Below are 16,691 nucleotides of genomic sequence, written 5' to 3'. Positions count from 1 at the left end.
CGCGCGCCGTGTCGAGGGCCGCGCGCGCGGCCGCGATCAGCTGGGTCTCGGGGGGGCCATTCCAGCCATCGAGGACGTTGACGCGGATCGCGGGCGGCACGGGATCGGTCAATCCGTCCGCCCGCTGGCGACTCCTTCCGGCTCCGTGGCAGGCTCCGGGTCGGGCTCCGGGTCGGGCTCCGCGTCAGGCTCCGCGCCCGAATCCGGGAGCGAGTCCAGGGCGGGGATGGGGCCGGTGTCGCCCTGGGAGGCCTGCTCGAGGTCGATCGGCGCCGACGGGCCCTCCTCCCCCGCCGTCGCCGCCGTCTCCGGGTCGCCCTTCCCCGCGCCCTCGCCGGCTGGCGTCTGGCCCGGACCGCCGGGCATATCGGCGGGCGCCGTGGGCTTCGGATAGTCGATGCGGTGGTGGTAGAGTCCCGTGAGGACGTGCGCGAACTCCTGCTTGACGATGCGGAGGTCGCGGTACGTGAGCTGGCAGTCGTCGAGTTCGCCGTAGTCGATTCGGTCCTGCACGAGGCGGTCGATCAGCGCCCGGATGCGCTCGGGGCTCGGGTTCGAGAGGACGCGCGACGCGGCTTCCACGGCGTCCGCCAGCATCGCCACGCCCGTCTCCTTGCTCTGCGGCTTCGGACCGGGGTAGGCGAAGTCGCTCGGATCCACTTCCGCGACGCCTTGCTGGGCGCGGGCCTTCTCGAGGAAGTAGCGGATGAGCTGCGTGCCGTGGTGCTCCCGAATGAAGTCCTTCACGACCTCGGGCAGGCGCGCTTCCTCCGCCATGACGAGCCCGTGGCGCACGTGGTCGCGCAGGATCTCGGCGCTCTGCCACGGCGTGAGACGGTCGTGCGGGTTCAGCCCCCGCGGCTGGTTCTCGATGAAATACTGCGGACGCTCGAGCTTCCCGATGTCGTGGTAGTAGACCCCCACGCGGCCCTGCAGAGAGTCGGCCCCGATCGCCTCGCACGCCGTCTCGACGAGGTTCGCCACGTTGATCGAGTGCGCGTACGTGCCGGGCGCCTCGCGCGCCAGCCGCCTCAGGAGCGGCCGGTTCATGTCGGAGAGTTCGAGCAGCGACGCCTCGGTCGTACGTCTCGTGAACGCCTCGAGCAGCGGGAGGCCGACGCCGACCCCGAGTCCCGTGCACACGGTGGCGTTGAGAAAGCCGAACGCCGCGGTCGTTCCCATCTCGCCCAGCACGTAGTGGCCCGTGAGGACGAGCAGGAGGCCGGCCCCCACGTAGGCCGCGGTGATCAGCGCGACGAGCACCCAACTCTGCGAGCGCGTGCGGATCGTGTGCACCGCGAAGGCCGCCGTGACCCCTCCCGCCACGGTCACCATGGGGGCCGCGAGTCCCGCGAAGTACGGCTGGCCCATGAGAATCCCGGTGATCGTCGAAACGACCACGAGGCCCAGCAGGCTGTCGAACAGCGCCGCGGCGAGGAGGCCGGCCAACGCGACCGGCACGAGCGCCGGCGAGCCCCCGGCGGCGGCCACGGCCCCCGCCGACGCCATCACGATGACGACGAGCCCGAGCAACACGGTGAAGCTGGGGAGATCCTCGTACACGTCACGGCGGAAGCGGAACGTCGCGAAGACGAGAATTCCGAGCATGCTCACGACGAGGAGGACCATGCCCACGCCGCGGAGGAAGTCCGATGTGGTGCGCGCTCCCCCGCGCCCCAGGATCCGGGCCTGATAGGCGAGGAGTCGGCGGTGGTCCTCCTCCGTCACCACCGTGTTCTCGGTGATGATGCGCTCTCCCTCGAGCACGAAGCCCTCGACCTGGGGGATCGCGGCCCGGGCCTGCTCCCGCGCCTGCCGGGTCGCGTCCTGGTCGATGCGCAGCGTCGGCTGTCCCATGAGGACGAGTTGCTGGAAGAGCGCCGCGCCCCCGGGCGGCAGCCGGTCTCCCACCCCCTCCCGTGCCGCCCGCGTGAAGTCGCCGAGCCTGACGAGCTCCCCGACGGGGCGCACCCGGTCGTCGCCTGCCGACCCCTCGCGCACGACGACGTTCACGGAGCTGATGTCCGCGAGTTCGCTCCCGCGGATCACACCCTCGCGCAGGCCCTCGAAGGCCATCGCGAGTTCATCGCGCAGCTGGCCGCGCGACGTCCCGTCGAGGAGGTACTCGACCTGGAGCGAGTCGATCACCCCCTCGGCCGAGAGGTCGATCCCGATCCCGCCCGCGATCTGCCGGACCTCGCCCCGGACGAGCGCGGCGCCGGCGGCGGCCGGGAGTCCATCCGCGGCGACTCGCGCCTCCGCCGCGGGAATGATGGAATCGAGCTGTGCGAAGAAGGCGTTCACGCGCTCGACGCTGCTGTCCGCGCGCGCCGGCTCGAACCGCAGCCTGGGCGTCACCGCCGCCTCCGCCTCGTCCTGCTGCTCCCGGAGGCGGTCCGGGTCCTTGGGCACGTCAAAATCGAAGTCGGCGTTGATCGTCTGCCGGGCGACGCTGCCGGGGTCGATGCCGTCGAATCCGGTCGGCGTGCTCTGCGGGAACATCAGGGGGACGGCGAGGGCGATGCCGGCGACCATCCCGGCCCGGAATCCGTGGTGGACCCACGCGTCCCGGCGGCCGCCGGCCGGCGGCCGGTTCACGGGGCGCAAGTAGTCTCGGACGCGGCCGAAAAGACTCAACGCTCGGACTCCCGGTACGCGCGGATGATCTCCTTCACGAGTCGGTGCCGGACGACATCCGCGTCATCCAGATAAACGAAGTCGATCCCAACCACGTCGCGCAAGACTTCCTCGATCTCCAGGAGTCCCGAATCCTCGGGTCGCGGGAGGTCGATCTGCGTCTTGTCCCCGGTGATCACGGTCTTCGAATTCAGCCCGAGCCGGGTGAGGAACATCTTCATCTGCGCGGTCGTCGCGTTCTGCGCCTCGTCGAGGATGAGGAACGCGTCGGAGAGCGTGCGGCCGCGCATGTACGCGAGCGGGGCGACCTCGATCACCCGGTCCTCGATCGCGCGGCGGACGCGGTCCTGAGGCATCATGTCCTCGAGCGCATCGTAGAGCGGGCGCAGGTAGGGATCGACCTTTTCGCGGATGTCGCCGGGCAGGAAGCCGAGCGCCTCACCCGCCTCGACCGCGGGCCGGGTGAGGATGATGCGCCGGATCCGTTTCCGGTTGAGCGCCTCCACGGCCGCGGCGACGGCGAGATAGGTCTTTCCGGTGCCCGCCGGGCCGATGCCGACGACGATGTCGCGCTCGCGCATCGCGGCCAGGTACTTGTCCTGCCCCGGGGACTTGGGCTTGATCGCGCGCCGGCCCCCCGCCAGCGCGACTTCCGCCTGCGATCCTCCGGCATCCCTCGCACGCCGCGAGCCGTCATCGCCATCGGCGGGCGCTTCGAGAAAACGCTCGACATCCACCGCATCGAAGGGACGCCGCAGCCGCGCGTAGCGGACCATGCGCTGCGCCGCGGGGGAGGCGCGATCCACGTCAGCCCGCGGTCCGGAGAGGATCATCTCCTCGCGCCGGAGGACGACGCGGATGTCGCAGTGGCGGGCCAGCGTCGTGAGGTTCGAATCGTTCACACCGGCCAGCAACTGCTGGTCGGCCCCCTCGATGGAAAGGCGCCGCTCCGTGGCCACGCTCAAGTTCCGCTCCTTCCGGCCCCTCCAGTCTCGCCGGCCTCGCCCGTCCCGCTGGTCACGGAGATCCCGAGTTCCTCGAGTTCCGCCGGGGTCACGGACGATGGGGACCGCTCGAGCAGCCCTCTGGCCGCCGCGGTCTTCGGGAACGCGACGACGTCCCGGATCGACGCGCAGCCGACCATCTCGGCCACCACCCGGTCCATGCCGACCGCGAACCCGCCGTGCGGCGGGACGCCGAAGCGGAACGCCTCGAGCAGGAAGCCGAAGCGCGTCTCGACCTCCTCCGGCGTGAGCCCCGTCGCCTCGAGGATGACGCGCTGAACCTCGGGAAGGTGGCAACGGATGCTCCCGCTGCCGAACTCGATCCCGTTGTAGACGATGTCGTACGCGACCGCGTTCATGGAGAGCGGGTCCTCCCGCAGGCGCTCGGGGTCGGGGTCCGCCGGCATCGTGAAGGCGTGCTGGGCCGGGACGGGGAGGCCGGTGTCGGGATCCCGGTCGTAGAGGGGGAACTCCGTGATCCAGAGCCATTCCTCTCCGCTCTCGTCCAGGGCCCCGAGTTCTCGGGCCGCCGCGCGCCGCAGCCGGTCGAGGGCCGGCGAACTCTCCCCGTCGCGGCCGGCGACAAAGAAGATGAGATCGCCCTCCCGGACCCCGAACTCCGCCTCGAGCGCGCGCGCGACTTCCTCGCCCACGACCTTCGCGGGCGGACCGGACCAGCCGTCCGAAGTCCGCTTCAGCCACAGGGCGCCCCGCGCGCCGGCCTCCTGGGCGAGCTTGTCATAGCGGGCGATGCGCGAGCGGGAGAGAGCCGCGCCGCCCGGCACGACGAGCCCCCGGACGCGGCCGCCGGCCTTCGCGGCGCCGTCGAAGATGCCGAACCCGATGCCGGTGAGCGCGTCCGTGAAATCCCGTATCTCCCATGGAATGCGCAGGTCCGGCTTGTCCGTGCCGTAGCGCTCCATCGCCTCGGCGTGGGGCAGGCGCCGGAAGGGCAGGGGAAGGTCCCGCTCGAGCCCGTCCCGCCAGATGCGCGCGAACATCTTCTCCGCGGCGCGGAAGACATCGTCCTGCTCGACGAACGCCATCTCCACATCGATCTGCGTGAACTCCGGCTGGCGGTCCGCCCGCAGGTCCTCGTCGCGGAGACACTTCGCGATCTGGAAGTAACGGTCGAAGCCGCCGCACATGAGAAGCTGCTTGTACAACTGCGGCGACTGCGGGAGAGCGAAGAACCGGCCTTGGTGGACCCGGCTGGGGACGAGGTAGTCCCGCGCCCCCTCCGGCGTCTGCCGCGTGAGGAGCGGGGTCTCGATCTCGACGAATCCCTGCTCGGTGAGCGAGGCGCGTACGGCGTTGGTGGCGACGTGCCGGAGCCTCAGGTTGCGCTGCATCTGGGGACGGCGCAGGTCGAGGATCCGGTGGCGGAGGCGAAGTTCCTCCGAAGGCAGTTCTTCGTCCGGGGGTTGATAGACGAGGATCGGGAGCGGATCGGAGACGGACACCCGCCGAAGGCTCGACACGCGGATCTCGATCTCGCCCGTGAGCATGTCCGGGTTGGCCTCGGGGCGCGGCGCGACGACACCCGTGGCCCGCACGACATCCTCCGGGTTCAACTCCGCCACGAGTTCGAGGCTGGCGGCGTCCGACCACTCCGGACCGAACGACAACTGGAGCAGGCCGGTCCGGTCGCGCAGGTCGACGAAGAAGAGTCCTCCGAGGTCGCGACGGCGGTGTACCCACCCGATGACCCGGACTTCGCGTCCGGACCACGAGGCCTCGACCTGCCCGCAGCCGGCGTCGCGCAAGGCGGTCTCGAGGGAGGCCGGCTCACGCCGTTCGGTCGGTAGCGATAGTTTGGTCAGGAGAACTCGCGGCGAAAAAAGAGTCGGCTCGGAATCGGTTCCGAGAAGTGGGGAACGCCGTGGAAGATAGCCGATTTTCGGGGGTGCCAGCAAGAAGCGGGGGATGACGGAAAGCACACGAGCGGAACTGCTCGCGGAGTCGGGAGACGGCGGGCGGGCACGGTTGGCGGAGTTCTTCTCCGCGCGGGGAGAGCCGGCGTACCGGGCGCGGCAGGTCGAGAAGTGGGTCTGGGAGCGGGGCGCGCGCTCCTTCGACGAGATGACGAACCTCCCCGCCGGGCTTCGGGAAGCGCTGGACGCGGCCTTCTCCCTCACCCCGATCGAACCGGACTACGTCGCCCGTTCGAAGGACGGGACGGTGAAGCACCTGTGGCGGCTCGAGGACGGGGAGCGAGTCGAGTCCGTGCTCATCCCGACGCGCGACCGCCTCACGCTCTGTCTTTCGTCGCAGGCCGGCTGCGCTCTCGCGTGCCGCTTCTGCGCCACCGGCGACTTCGGATTCCGGCGCCAGTTGAGGACGGCCGAGATCGTGGCGCAGTACCGCGACTCCCTGCGCGTGGCGCGCGAGGACATGGGGCGGCCGGCGTCCAACCCGATCTCCAACGTCGTGTACATGGGGATGGGAGAACCTCTGGCGAACCTCGACGGCGTCATCGGATCGCTCGCGTCCCTGCACGGAGGGTTCGGTCTCGGGGCGCGGCGGATCACCGTGTCGACGGTGGGACTCATCCCCGGGATCCTGGAACTCGCCCGGCGGCCGGAGCCGTTCGAACTCGCCGTCTCGCTGCACGCGCCGTCCCACGAACTGCGGCTGCAACTGATGCCGATCGAGAAGCGCTACCCGCTGCCGGAGTTGTTCGACGCCCTGCGCACGTATCAGAGCTACAAGAACCGGCGCATCAGCTTCGAGTACACGCTCATCCGGGGCGTGAACGACGACCCGGCCCTGGCGGAGTCGCTGGCAAAGCTGGCGCGGGGGCTCATCTGCTTCGTGAATCTCATCCCCTTCAACCCCATCCCCTCGCGTCCGGAGTGGGGGCCGAGTTCCGCCGAGGGGATCGCGAGTTTTTCGGATGCGCTCGCCGCGCTGGGAGTGGGCAACGCGGTGAGAAGACCGCGGGGACGAGATATCGCCGCCGCCTGCGGACAACTGCGCCTGTCGCGGGAAAGCTAGCAGGCGGTGGCTGCCGGTCCCGCTCAGTCCCTTCCGATGTTTCCGAGCAGGCCGGCCCAGTCGCTCCCCACCACCACGCTCGCGTCGAGGTAGAGTTCAGGCTCGAGGGCGACGGCCAGCGAGTCCGTACTCAGATCGCGGGCGACTTCCACCGCGGCGCCGAGGCGGCCCGACCGATCCAGGACGTGTGTGATCGCGTGGTCGAAGTGGTCGGCGTTACCAGTCGCCACCACATCGAACCCGAGGAGCCGGAGTCGCTCGGCGAACTGGCGCGCGAGCCCTCTCTCTCCGACCCCGTTGAGGACTTCGACCTTGATCCGGTTCGTCAGGTTCTCACGCGCCGGAGTCTCCCCCGTCGCGGCACCCGCCGTTGCCGGACTCCCCGCGGCTGCCGGACTCCCCGCGGCTGCCGTGCCCGCCGGCGCACTCTCCGTGGTCGCGGCCGACACCGATCCGGTCCCGGCCAGAACCGCGAGTCGCACGACCTTCCATTCCTCCCAGAAGAGACCGATGAGAGCGCCGGCGCCGATGAGCACCGCCGTCGTGATCAGTCCCCGGAATGCGGCCGTCACTCGCTGAAAGGAACCCTGCCGCCTGCGATAGGGGGTACGACCCTCGGGACCCCGCCGGGTCTCCCGCCTGGACCGTCGTCTGGACCTCGAAAGCACTCTGTCGCCTCCCGTCGTCCACCCATCCACCCGTCGACCGTGCCCGGCCGCCACCCTGCCTCGCACCATCCTGCGTGCTACCCGTGCTGCTGCTCCTTCGGCAATCTAATCAACAGCTTTGCGATTTGCGACAACCGGACCGGTGATCGCCTCCCAGAATCCGGCGGTCGCGCGGGAAACGGGGAGCAGGCAGTCGATGAGGATGCCGATCTTCACGGTCGCGACGTCGACCAGGACGGCGGGCCAGTCGTGCGGCATGCGGCGGCGCAGGCTGGCGCGCTCCTGACCCGAGGCGATGCGGCCCGGCTCCAGGAAGTCGGCCATGTAGAGGGCCTGCCCGAGGGCGTCGAGATCCCGGTGTCCCGTGGTGTGAAAGGCGATGGCCCTCAGGAGCGGCTCATCATTGACGCCTGACGCGCGCAGCCGGTTCGCGCATGCCGGTCCGTGGAGGAGGGGGTCGGGCCATTCCTCCGCCGCATCGACCAGAGGACGCAGGGCTTCCACGGCTTCTTCCTTGAAAGCGTCGTGCAGGAGGCCCGTCGCGCGCCAGCGGATCCGCGTCTGCCTGTCGTGACCGAGGGCGTCCGCCCAGTCCCGCATCAACCGGCCGACCCGCCTGGCGTGGCTGATGCGCGCGGGGCTCATCACGGCCCAGTCGGGGGGGCGCTCCTCGATGCCGGCCGCATGGATGATCGGGTGAAGCTTGGCCACGTGAGGTTCGTTTCGATCGCGGAGTTTGTCGGGATCGCGCGGGTTCCCGAATATAGTTGCAATGGGCATCCGATACGACTCCCTCCTCGCCCGGACCCTCGCCCGCGAGATCCTCGATCGCTGGCGGGGCGTCCGTATCGCCGGCCTCCGCATGGCGTCGGGGCGGCGCGCCGTGGAACTCGCCTTCGAGGACGGGTCGCGGCTCGTCGCGATGCTGCACCCGCTGCATGGGTACATCCTCGAGCTCGGGGCCGACGCGCCGGCCTCGGGGGTGGAGGGGAAAGCGGTGCGGACCGGACGGCTGTCGCTCCTGGACGCGCGGGCGCCGGCGGACGAGCGTGCCCTGCTCCTGACGTTCGGAGACCGGGCGGGGCGTCCGTGGGAGATGCTCGCGATCGAACTCCAGGACCGCCGCTGGAACGCCGTACATTGCCGGCGAACGGAGGACTGCGGCGCCGAAGCCGGGGTCGGGGCGCCCGGGGCCGCGGCGCGCGACGCCGGGGGGGCCGGAGTCGATTCCGACCCTGAGTGGCGCATCGAGGCGGCGGTACTCGCGAGGGATGCGGGCGACCGCTCGCTGCGGCGCGGGGCGCGCTATGTGCCGCCTTCGTCCGAGCGGCGAGCCGTTGCCGCTCCACCATCGCAAGCGGAATGGGCTGCCGTGCTGGCCGGGGACGAGGCTGACCGCCGACAGGCCGTGCTGCGGACGTGGGCGTGGACGAGCGCGCTCAACGTGGACTGGATCCTGGCCGCAGCCGACACGGCCGGGACGTACGCGCGATATCGCGGCCTCCACGCGCTCGCGGCGGCGCCCCCGCGCGGCCCGGCCGCGTCCGATGCGCCGGGCATGCCGCCCCGGCCGGCCTTCGTGCTCGACCGCCCGTGGGGCCCCCAGCCCTATCCGCACCCCGCCGGGGCCGGCAGCGGGCCCGCCGCCGGACTGCTGACCGCGGCCGCGCAACTGCTCGCGCCCGGCGGCGGCCCCGCCCCCGCCCTCCAGGCCCTCCCCGCGGCCGCCTCCGATGACGACGATGGGGACGAGGCCGCACGGCTCCGCAAACGCCTGCGAGCCCGCCGGAAGCGGCACCGGCGCCGCGCCGCCGCGCTCGAGCGGCAGCTGGCCGCGGCCGGTCCGCCCGACGAGCCCCGCCTCCTCGGCCAGATCCTCCTCGCCCGCAAGGATGAGGTGCGGAAGGGCGCCTCGACCGTGACGCTCCCGGACTTCGGCGGCGCCCCGCGCGAGATCGCGCTCGATCCCGCCCGCACTGTGGTCGCCAACGCGGAGGCCTTCTTCGACGAGGCCCGGCGCCGGGAGCGCGCGCTGGCGCGGCTGCCCGACGCGATCGCGGCGGCGCGGGAGCGCGCGGCCGAGTTCGACGCCCACCTCGAGCGGCTCGCCGAGGCCGGCCCCTCGGATACGCTGTGGGCCGCGGCGGGCGGGAAGCCGGTGCGCCCCGCGGCAGGCGGACCTCGGGCGGGCGGCCCGGAACTTCGGACACCCTACACGCGGCTCCGGTCCTCGGGGGGGCTCGAGATTCGGGTCGGGCGCGGCCCCCGTGACAACGACGACCTCACGTTCCGCCACTCCGCGCCGGACGACATCTGGCTGCACGCCTCTCAGGCCTCGGGCGCGCACGTCATTCTGCGCTGGGGGCGCAAGGACGAGAATCCGCCGCGGCGCGACCTGCTCGAGGCCGCGACCGCGGCGGCGGTCCACAGCGGCGCGCGCCACAACCGCACGGCCCCCGTCGTCTGGACCCGCCGCAAGCACGTCCGCAAGCCGCGGAAGTCTCCGCCGGGCACGGTGGCCCCGAACCGCGTTCAAACGATCTTCGTCGAACCGGATTCGGATCTCGTCAAGGCGATGGTCCGGCGCATGGAGGAAGCATGACCATGCCGTCGGCAGACGTTCCCGCGGGAACGTCTCGCGCCCGGGATCCGAAGCTCGACCGCGCGCGCGGATGCCTCATGGGGCAGCTGGCCGGGGACTCGCTGGGCAGCCTCGTCGAGTTTCAAACGCCCGAGGCCATCCGCCTCCGGTACCCCGACGGGGTCCGCGACCTCGAGGACGGGGGCACCTTCGACACGCTGGCGGGACAACCGACGGACGACTCCGAGATGGCCCTGGCGCTTGCCCGCACGCTGATCGCTCGCGGGACGTACGACGCGGCGGCGGCCAACGGCGCCTACGTGGAGTGGCTCGACTCGCACCCGTTCGACTGTGGCCTGACGATCAGGGACGGCCTGCTCGGGAACCCGCGCCACGAGAGCCAGGCCAACGGGGCGCTGATGCGAATCAGCCCGCTGGGCATCTTCGGCGCCTCCCACCCCCTCGACACGGTCGCGCGCCGGGCGCGGGAAGACGCCCGCCTCACGCATCCGAATCGGGTCTGTCTCGACGCGAACGCCCTCTTCGCGATGGCGCTCGCTCACGCGATCGACCGCGGCCCGACGCCGCACGGGTTGTACGAACGGATCCTGACGTGGGCGAACGAAGCGGAGATCTGCCCGGCGGTGCGGGCGTGCGTCGAGGAGGCCGGGGGCGGGCCGCCGGATGACTGTATGACGCACATGGGCTGGGTCCTGATCGCCCTCCGCAACGCGCTGTGGCAGTTGCGACACGCCCCATCGCTCGAAGAGGGCGTGATCGAAAGCGTGATGAAGGGCGGCGATACCGATACGAACGCCGCGATCTGCGGAGCGCTCCTGGGCGCGGTGCACGGGCTGGACGCGGTGCCCGCGCGCTGGACCGAAGCGATCCTTCGCTGCCGCCCCGAAGCAGGCCGGCCCGGCGTCAGGCGACCGCGTCCGAAGGTGTACTGGCCGATCGACGCCCCGGGTCTCGCCGCTCAGCTCCTGCGCCCGCACCGGCCCGCAACCTGAGTCGTCGGAATCCGGAAGCCCTCGCACTACGTCGTGGAATGGACCTCCACCAGTTCGGTGGCAGTCTGCGGGCTGGGGATCGGCACCCCATCCTCTCGCATCCCGTCGAGATGGAAGGCGATCGCTTCCCGAATTCTCTGGGCAACTTCCCGCTTCGTGTCCCCGGTCGCGACGCACCCCGGCAGGTCTGGAACGTATGCCGAATAGTTGCTTCCGGCTCTCTCTATAACCACCGCGTATCTCATCGCTGGCGTCTCTCCTTGAGCCCGGCCTGCCTCAGGATACTCCCCACGTCCCGATGGCCAGGTCATCGTTCACATTCCCCGGAACGGTCAGTCGTCCGACCTTCTCGGGGTGCTTGTACTGTCGGTGGCTTCCTCGAATCCTGAGCAACTCCCACCCATCCCGCTCTATCAACCGTATCGCCTCCCTTACCTTCGGCATACCCCCTCGACGGACAAGTGAATCTGCGTCTCTTCCGACAAGATCCGCTCATCCATCATCGGGACGGCTCACGCGCTCCGGGGACGTCACGGAAGAACTGTCACGCGGCGCCCTCAGAGGCCGATCGAGCCTTCGAGGCAGGATCGGGGGACGTCGAACGCGTCGACGAGGGGGATGGCCTGGGGGCGGATTTCGGCGCAGAGGGCGGTGACGGTGCGGCGGATGGCCTTGCTCTTGGGCGGATCCAGGTAGCCCTGCTCGAGGAACCACGCGGCCTCGCGCTCGATCGTGGCGAGCGCGTAGAGGGAACGCAGGCGCTCGATCCACTCCGCGACGCCGGAACTCGGCGTCCGCCGCTCGGCCGCGGTCATCGAGCGCAGGACTTCGCACTCGACGTGGGCCCGGGCGGCCGTGAGCGCGTGATGCTGGCAGTCGGTGAGGGCATCGAAAGACGTCATCCCGCGCGCGACCCGGCGCCGGACTCGCCGGGCGAGCGACAGAACGAGGTCCGAGCGGCGGGCGTCGAGAATCGCGTCGTGGAACCCCGCGTCGCGGAGGTGCGCCTCACTCGTCTTCCGTGAGATGAGCCAGTTGCGCTCGGCGATGGCGCGGCGGGCGCGGCCAGCGGCGAAGCGCGCGAGGCCGAGCGCGCCGAGATCCCCGAACTGCTGGCGAAAGCCCGTGAGGAGATCTTTCGCCAAAAGCTGCATGAGGACGGTGTTGTCCCCCTCGAACGTCGTGAACACGTCGCTGTCCGCCTTGAGCGCCGCGAAGCGGTTGTTCGCGAGGTAGCCGCGCCCCCCGCACGCCTCGCGGCATGCCTGGATGGTGTCCGTCGCATGCCACGTGGCGCAGGCCTTGAGCCCGGCCGCGGCCGCCTCGAGGCGTCGCCGGTCCGCCGCGCTCCCGATCTCCGATTCCCCGGAGTCCCCCGCTTCCGAGGTCACCGCCGCCAGGTACTCCGCCTGCAGGTCGTGTAGGGCAAAATTGAGCGCGTACGTCGTGGCGAGGCGCGGGAGCAGCCGCCGCTGGTGGGCGGGATAGTCGAGCAGAATGCGCTCGGCTTCGCCGGGCGGCCCGAACTGCCGACGCCGGGCCCCGTACCGGACCGCGATCACGAGGGCGACCTTCGTCGCCCCGAGCGCCGCGCTCCCCACGGCGACGCGGCCGCTCACCAAGGTGCCGAGCATGGTGAAGAAGCGCCGGGCCGGGCTCGCGATCGGACTCCGATAGACCCCCTCGTCGTCGATCGACGCGAAGCGGTCGAGGAGGTTCTCGCGCGGCACGCGCACGCGATCAAAATAGAGGCGTCCGTTGTCCACGCCATTCAGGCCGAGCTTTTCGCCGCAGTCCTCGATCGTCACCCCGGGCAGCGGCTCCCCGTCTTCGCCGCGGATGGGGACGAGGATCGCGTGCACGCCGCGCCCTTCCCCTTCGACCTCCAGTTGCGCGAACACCGTGGCGAGCCGGCCGTCCCGCGCGGCGTTCCCGATGTAGTCCTTGCGCGCCCCCGGAACCGGGGTATGGACCTCGAGCTCCCGCGTCCCGGAGTCGTAGACCGCCGTCGTCTGAATGTCGTAGACGTTGGACCCGTGCAGCGTCTCGCTCATCGCGAAACACCCCGGGAGCGCCAGCGTCCCCGCATCTCTCAGGTATTTCTCGTGGTGTCGCCGGGACCCGAGCTGGTGGATGCTGCCGCCGAAGAGCCCGAACTGGACGCCGAACTTCGTGAGCAGGCTGAGGTCGAAGAAGGCGAGCGTCTCGAAGGTGGCGATGAAGGCCGCGGGATCGTCCCCGCCCCCGAACTCCGCGGGGTAGCCGAGGGCCCCGAGTCCCTCGTCGGCCAGCGCCCGGCACCACGCCGAGACCTGGGCGCGGTAGTCGGCCGTCGAGAGACCGACCGCCGTCTCGAACCGGCCGTCCGAAAGCAGCGCACACACGCGTTGCCGGGTCTCGGGAGCCGGACCACGGAGGAAGCGCGCCATCGCGTCCGGATCGAACCGGGGCTGGACGTCGGGAAGCGGCGCGATCGGCCGCGCCGGGTCAAACAGCGTCGCCACCGCGTCCGGACCGCCCAGGCCCAGCGCCTCCTCGATGCGGAGGATGGCCGCACGCTCTTCGGGCGTCGGGTGTTTGCCGTCGGCCTCCGCAATCGCGATGCCGAGTTCCGTGAGAGATCGCCTTCGCTCGGGCGAGACCTCCGCCGCCCGCCGCCGCACGTCATCGAGGAGATGGAGGAGCCGCTCCGCCGACGGTGGCGCTTCGGGGTCGAACCACTCGGCGAGGGCTCCCTCGCGCACCCCGGCCTCACGCAGGTGTCCGCGCAGCAGTTCCAGTTCTTCGGCCGCGAGTTCCCCGTCGGCCCACGCGATGTAGAGGAGCGGAAAAAAGGCGAGCGACCCCGGTTCGGCCACGCGTTAGAGGCCCTCCGCCTCGAACTCGATCTCCTTGTGGGACCCGTCGCAGAACGGCTTGTTCTTCGAGGCGCCGCAGCGGCACAGCCACGGCTGCAGGAAGCGGGCGGACCCCTCGTGCCCTTCGCCGCTGATCTCCACGACGCCGTCGAAGTGCAACGGACCGTTCGCGTGCGCCGTGACGACGGCTTCCCCTGCCGCCTCCCCCGCCGCCTCGTCGGACGTCGCCTCCGACTCGGACGTCGCGCGGGTCGTGTCGATCGGTCCGGAGGCCCGGAATTCGATGTCGCGGTGCGCCCCGTCACAGAACGGCTTGTTCGCGGACTTCCCGCACCGGCACAGGGCCGCCTTCGGCTTCGCGATGCCGTCTTCCGCTCCCGGCATGCGCACGCGGAGTGGGCTTCGAACGAGGAGCGGGCCGTCGCCGCCGCAGTGAACGATGCATCCGTTTGCCGTCATCTGATCTCCCATTGATCTCTCATTGATCTCTCATTGATCTCCCTGCGCAGTGGGTCCGCCGTCAGCAGTGTGTCCGCCGTCAGGGGACGAGTTCGGTCCGCCTCGGTCTGAGGAGGAAGACGCCCTCCAGCATGCTCGTCACGAGCACGGTCCCGCTTTCGAAGTAGGGGAACGCGGTCCACGCCCCGTTGAAACCGGGAGGATCGGCTCCGTACGGTGTCGTGTCGAAGTGCCCGACCTCCCGCAGGTTCTCCGGGTCGCTGATGTCGATGACGCGGAAGCCGGCCTGGTAGTTGGCCTGGTACATCCGGTCGCCCTTCACGTAGAGATTGTGGTCCGTCGCGTTGTTGGGTCCGTAATAGTCCGCGATCACGACGGGGTCGTCGAGATCCGTCACGTCCCACACGATCGTCTTCGTTCGGTCCGTCGTGCCGACGAGTTCGTCGAGTTCGTCGTCCAGAAAGAAGTAGCGCCGGTCGTCGCTCAGCCATCCCTGGTGAATGTAGGCGACGCCGGGGTACGCGGCGGCCGAGATCGGGCGCGGGTTCGACTTGTCCGTGACGTCGACGATCCGGAGCGCGGTCTCGTTCGATGCGAAGCACAGTTCCCGGCCCCGGTAGTCCGTGTCGGGACCGTCGTACACGAGGCACTGCGCGTCGTGCGTCCGCCCCTGGAAGATGAGCCCTTCGGTGTCCGTGTAGCAGCCGGCGAACTCGGGCGCGAGCGGCTGGCGGATATCGATCATCACGAGGCCGCCGCCGCAGGTGTGCCCGTCCCCGCTCGTGGAGACGGTGAAGGCGGTGCCCGCGCCAGTGTCGATGATGAGGTTGTGGGCGCTCCCGATTCCGTCCCAGCGCAGGTCGGGCGCGAATTCCACGGGGGGATTCGCCACGTCGCGCAGGCGGGTGAGATCGAAGACGACGAGGCCGTGGGCGCCGGCCCCGTCCCCGGTGAAGAAGAGGTGGTCGGCGTAGACCTTGAGGTCGCGGGCGCCGCTGCGGTTCGCGGGGATGACGCCGAGATACACGGGGTTGACGGCGTCGGTGACATCGATGATCGCGCCGCCGCCGGAACGGCCCACGAGGCCGTACTCGCGGCCGGTTTCCGGGTCCGTCCAGCCCCACGCGTCGCTCACCCGCTCCCCGGGTTCGGCTCCGATGGAGGCGAGAGGGAGGTAGGCCTGGAGGTCGACATCCGCGCAGTCGAAGCCCGCGGCGCGGTCGTCCTCGCAGCGCACCTCGGCCGACGTCACCGCAGCCGGCGGCATCCCGGGGCGCAGCCAGACCGGCTCCGACCACGAGCCGTCCTCGGCGGACTCGTAGACGGCGGCGAGCCCCGCGCTGCCCTCGGATTCGGGGCTGCCGACCACGGCGAGGCCGGGGCGGAGGGCGAGGGCGGATCCGAAGCCCGCGACGAGGGCGGCGTCCTCGGGCGAGAAGGAACGGCCGGCGCGCCACTGGCCGTCCGCGTCCACGCGGGTGAAAGCGTCGACCCGGCCCCGGCCGTCCGCCGCGCCGGGCGCCCCGGCGAGCAGTTCGTCTCCGGCGGCGGCGAGCGCGATCCCGAAACGCTGGCCCGGCCCCGATTCATGTGGCATCAGCGTCGCCCGCTCGGCCCACGAGCCATCCGGCCCGCGAGCGAACAGCACGACGCGGCCGGCCGATCCCTCCGCCGACGGGGCTCCGGCGGCGAGTTCGTCATCTCCGACGAAAAGGACGCTGGCGCCCAGCCCGGCGCCCCGACCGGGCACGGACGATGCGAGTGCGGCTTCCCGGCTCCACGTCCCGTCGGCGCCGCGGGCGAACACGTACACGGTGCCCGCGACTCCCTGCCCCGGCGCCCCGACCGCCGCGAACCCGCCACGAACGGCCATCGCCGCTCCGTAGCGCGCGCTCGCCCGGAGATCTCCGGCTTCCAGCGAGCCCGTCGCGCTCCACGCGCCGTCCGCGCTGCGCGCATAGACCCGAACCGCGGTCCCGGCGCCCTGCCCGCCCGGCGCCGAGACGAGCGCCACGCCCCCGTCCGCGGCGACGACGCGCGCGGGCGGCTGCAGGATCGCCATCACGCGGCCCATGCTCATCTCTTCGGGCGCGGCGGCGGCCTCGGCGCGGAGCGGCAGCGTGCCCGACTCCGCCCAGGCGCCGTCGGCCCCGCGCGCGAACCCGTACGCGCCGATCATCACCTGCGGATCCCCGCTCGCGGTGAGGAACCCGCCCTCCACGGGCGCCATCGTCCGGCCGAACGACTCGCCGAGCAGCGAACCCGCCGACCACACTTCCTGGACCTGCGACCAGCCGGAGTCGCCCTTCCCGAACACGAGCACCGACGCGGGCCCGCGACCAAACTCCGGCTTGAGGACGAGGATCTCGTCCGCCGCCGGCGCCCATACCGCCGCGCCGAAGCCGTCCTGCGCCGCCACGGGCGCGCACGCGGCAACGGCGCCGAATACGATCCGGAAAACCCGTCTCATCATC

At 71.1% G+C, this 16,691-nt stretch carries 12 protein-coding genes and 1 pseudogene; 3 read left to right on the top strand and 10 right to left on the bottom strand.

What is annotated here, in order from left to right; translation table 11 throughout:
• Positions 1–108: 108 nt before the first annotated feature.
• Genes ACOGXI_RS17715 through aspS form a run of 3 tightly spaced genes read right to left on the bottom strand, consistent with a single transcriptional unit; the run spans position 109 to position 5,407 of the window.
• The gene (locus ACOGXI_RS17715; protein WP_419940126.1) at positions 109–2,598 is read right to left on the bottom strand and encodes an HD family phosphohydrolase; all 2,490 of its coding nucleotides are present in this window, start codon (positions 2,596–2,598) and stop codon (positions 109–111) included.
• A gap of 35 nt (positions 2,599–2,633) precedes the next feature.
• The gene (locus ACOGXI_RS17710; RefSeq protein WP_419940241.1) at positions 2,634–3,596 is read right to left on the bottom strand and encodes a PhoH family protein; all 963 of its coding nucleotides are present in this window, start codon (positions 3,594–3,596) and stop codon (positions 2,634–2,636) included.
• A 2-nt stretch (positions 3,597–3,598) separates the two neighbouring features.
• Positions 3,599–5,407 carry an aspartate--tRNA ligase gene (gene aspS / locus ACOGXI_RS17705; protein ID WP_419940125.1) on the bottom strand — a complete coding sequence of 603 codons (1,809 nt, stop codon included), beginning with the start codon at positions 5,405–5,407 and terminating at the stop codon, positions 3,599–3,601.
• A 160-nt stretch (positions 5,408–5,567) separates the two neighbouring features.
• On the opposite strand from aspS, the gene rlmN reads away from it, so the two are divergent.
• Positions 5,568–6,638, top strand: a complete 1,071-nt coding sequence (gene rlmN / locus ACOGXI_RS17700; protein WP_419940124.1) for a 23S rRNA (adenine(2503)-C(2))-methyltransferase RlmN — start codon at positions 5,568–5,570, stop codon at positions 6,636–6,638.
• 23 nt (positions 6,639–6,661) lie between these two features.
• Here rlmN and ACOGXI_RS17695 read toward each other — a convergent pair whose 3' ends face one another.
• A complete protein-coding gene (locus tag ACOGXI_RS17695; protein WP_419940123.1) occupies positions 6,662–7,210 on the bottom strand; it encodes a LytR C-terminal domain-containing protein in 549 nt (182 codons plus the stop codon).
• A 201-nt stretch (positions 7,211–7,411) separates the two neighbouring features.
• Positions 7,412–8,017 carry an HD domain-containing protein gene (locus ACOGXI_RS17690; RefSeq protein ID WP_419940122.1) on the bottom strand — a complete coding sequence of 202 codons (606 nt, stop codon included), beginning with the start codon at positions 8,015–8,017 and terminating at the stop codon, positions 7,412–7,414.
• 61 nt (positions 8,018–8,078) lie between these two features.
• Here ACOGXI_RS17690 and ACOGXI_RS17685 point away from each other — a divergent pair, with 61 nt between their 5' ends.
• A complete protein-coding gene (locus ACOGXI_RS17685) occupies positions 8,079–9,908 on the top strand; it encodes an NFACT RNA binding domain-containing protein (protein WP_419940121.1) in 1,830 nt (609 codons plus the stop codon).
• Positions 9,905–10,900: an ADP-ribosylglycohydrolase family protein gene (locus ACOGXI_RS17680; RefSeq protein WP_419940120.1), complete on the top strand. Its 996-nt coding sequence runs from the start codon at positions 9,905–9,907 to the stop codon at positions 10,898–10,900. The genes ACOGXI_RS17685 and ACOGXI_RS17680 overlap by 4 nt, the downstream gene beginning before the upstream one ends.
• A gap of 26 nt (positions 10,901–10,926) precedes the next feature.
• Here the strand turns inward: ACOGXI_RS17680 and ACOGXI_RS17675 are convergent, their stop codons facing one another.
• The 5 genes and pseudogenes from ACOGXI_RS17675 to ACOGXI_RS17655 all read right to left on the bottom strand — a co-directional run bounded on the left by ACOGXI_RS17675 (position 10,927) and on the right by ACOGXI_RS17655 (position 16,690).
• Entirely contained in the window at positions 10,927–11,145 is a 219-nt protein-coding gene (locus tag ACOGXI_RS17675) for a type II toxin-antitoxin system HicB family antitoxin (RefSeq protein WP_419940119.1), read from the bottom strand.
• Positions 11,142–11,344 (bottom strand): annotated as a pseudogene (locus ACOGXI_RS17670) (type II toxin-antitoxin system HicA family toxin). The gene ACOGXI_RS17675 and the pseudogene ACOGXI_RS17670 overlap by 4 nt, the downstream one beginning before the upstream one ends.
• 113 nt (positions 11,345–11,457) lie before the next feature.
• Complete coding sequence (locus ACOGXI_RS17665) at positions 11,458–13,758, bottom strand: acyl-CoA dehydrogenase (protein ID WP_419940118.1); 2,301 nt, start codon at positions 13,756–13,758, stop codon at positions 11,458–11,460.
• A gap of 3 nt (positions 13,759–13,761) precedes the next feature.
• A complete protein-coding gene (locus ACOGXI_RS17660; protein WP_419940117.1) occupies positions 13,762–14,217 on the bottom strand; it encodes a CDGSH iron-sulfur domain-containing protein in 456 nt (151 codons plus the stop codon).
• Between the two features lie 79 nt (positions 14,218–14,296).
• Complete coding sequence (locus ACOGXI_RS17655; protein WP_419940116.1) at positions 14,297–16,690, bottom strand: choice-of-anchor B family protein; 2,394 nt, start codon at positions 16,688–16,690, stop codon at positions 14,297–14,299.
• Between the last annotated feature and the right edge of the window lies 1 nt (position 16,691).

Source organism: Candidatus Palauibacter sp. (genome assembly GCF_965208055.1).
Taxonomy (GTDB): domain Bacteria; phylum Gemmatimonadota; class Gemmatimonadetes; order Palauibacterales; family Palauibacteraceae; genus Palauibacter.
Note: the sequence above shows the minus strand (reverse complement) of the source record. Positions and strands in the feature narration are given on the sequence as shown.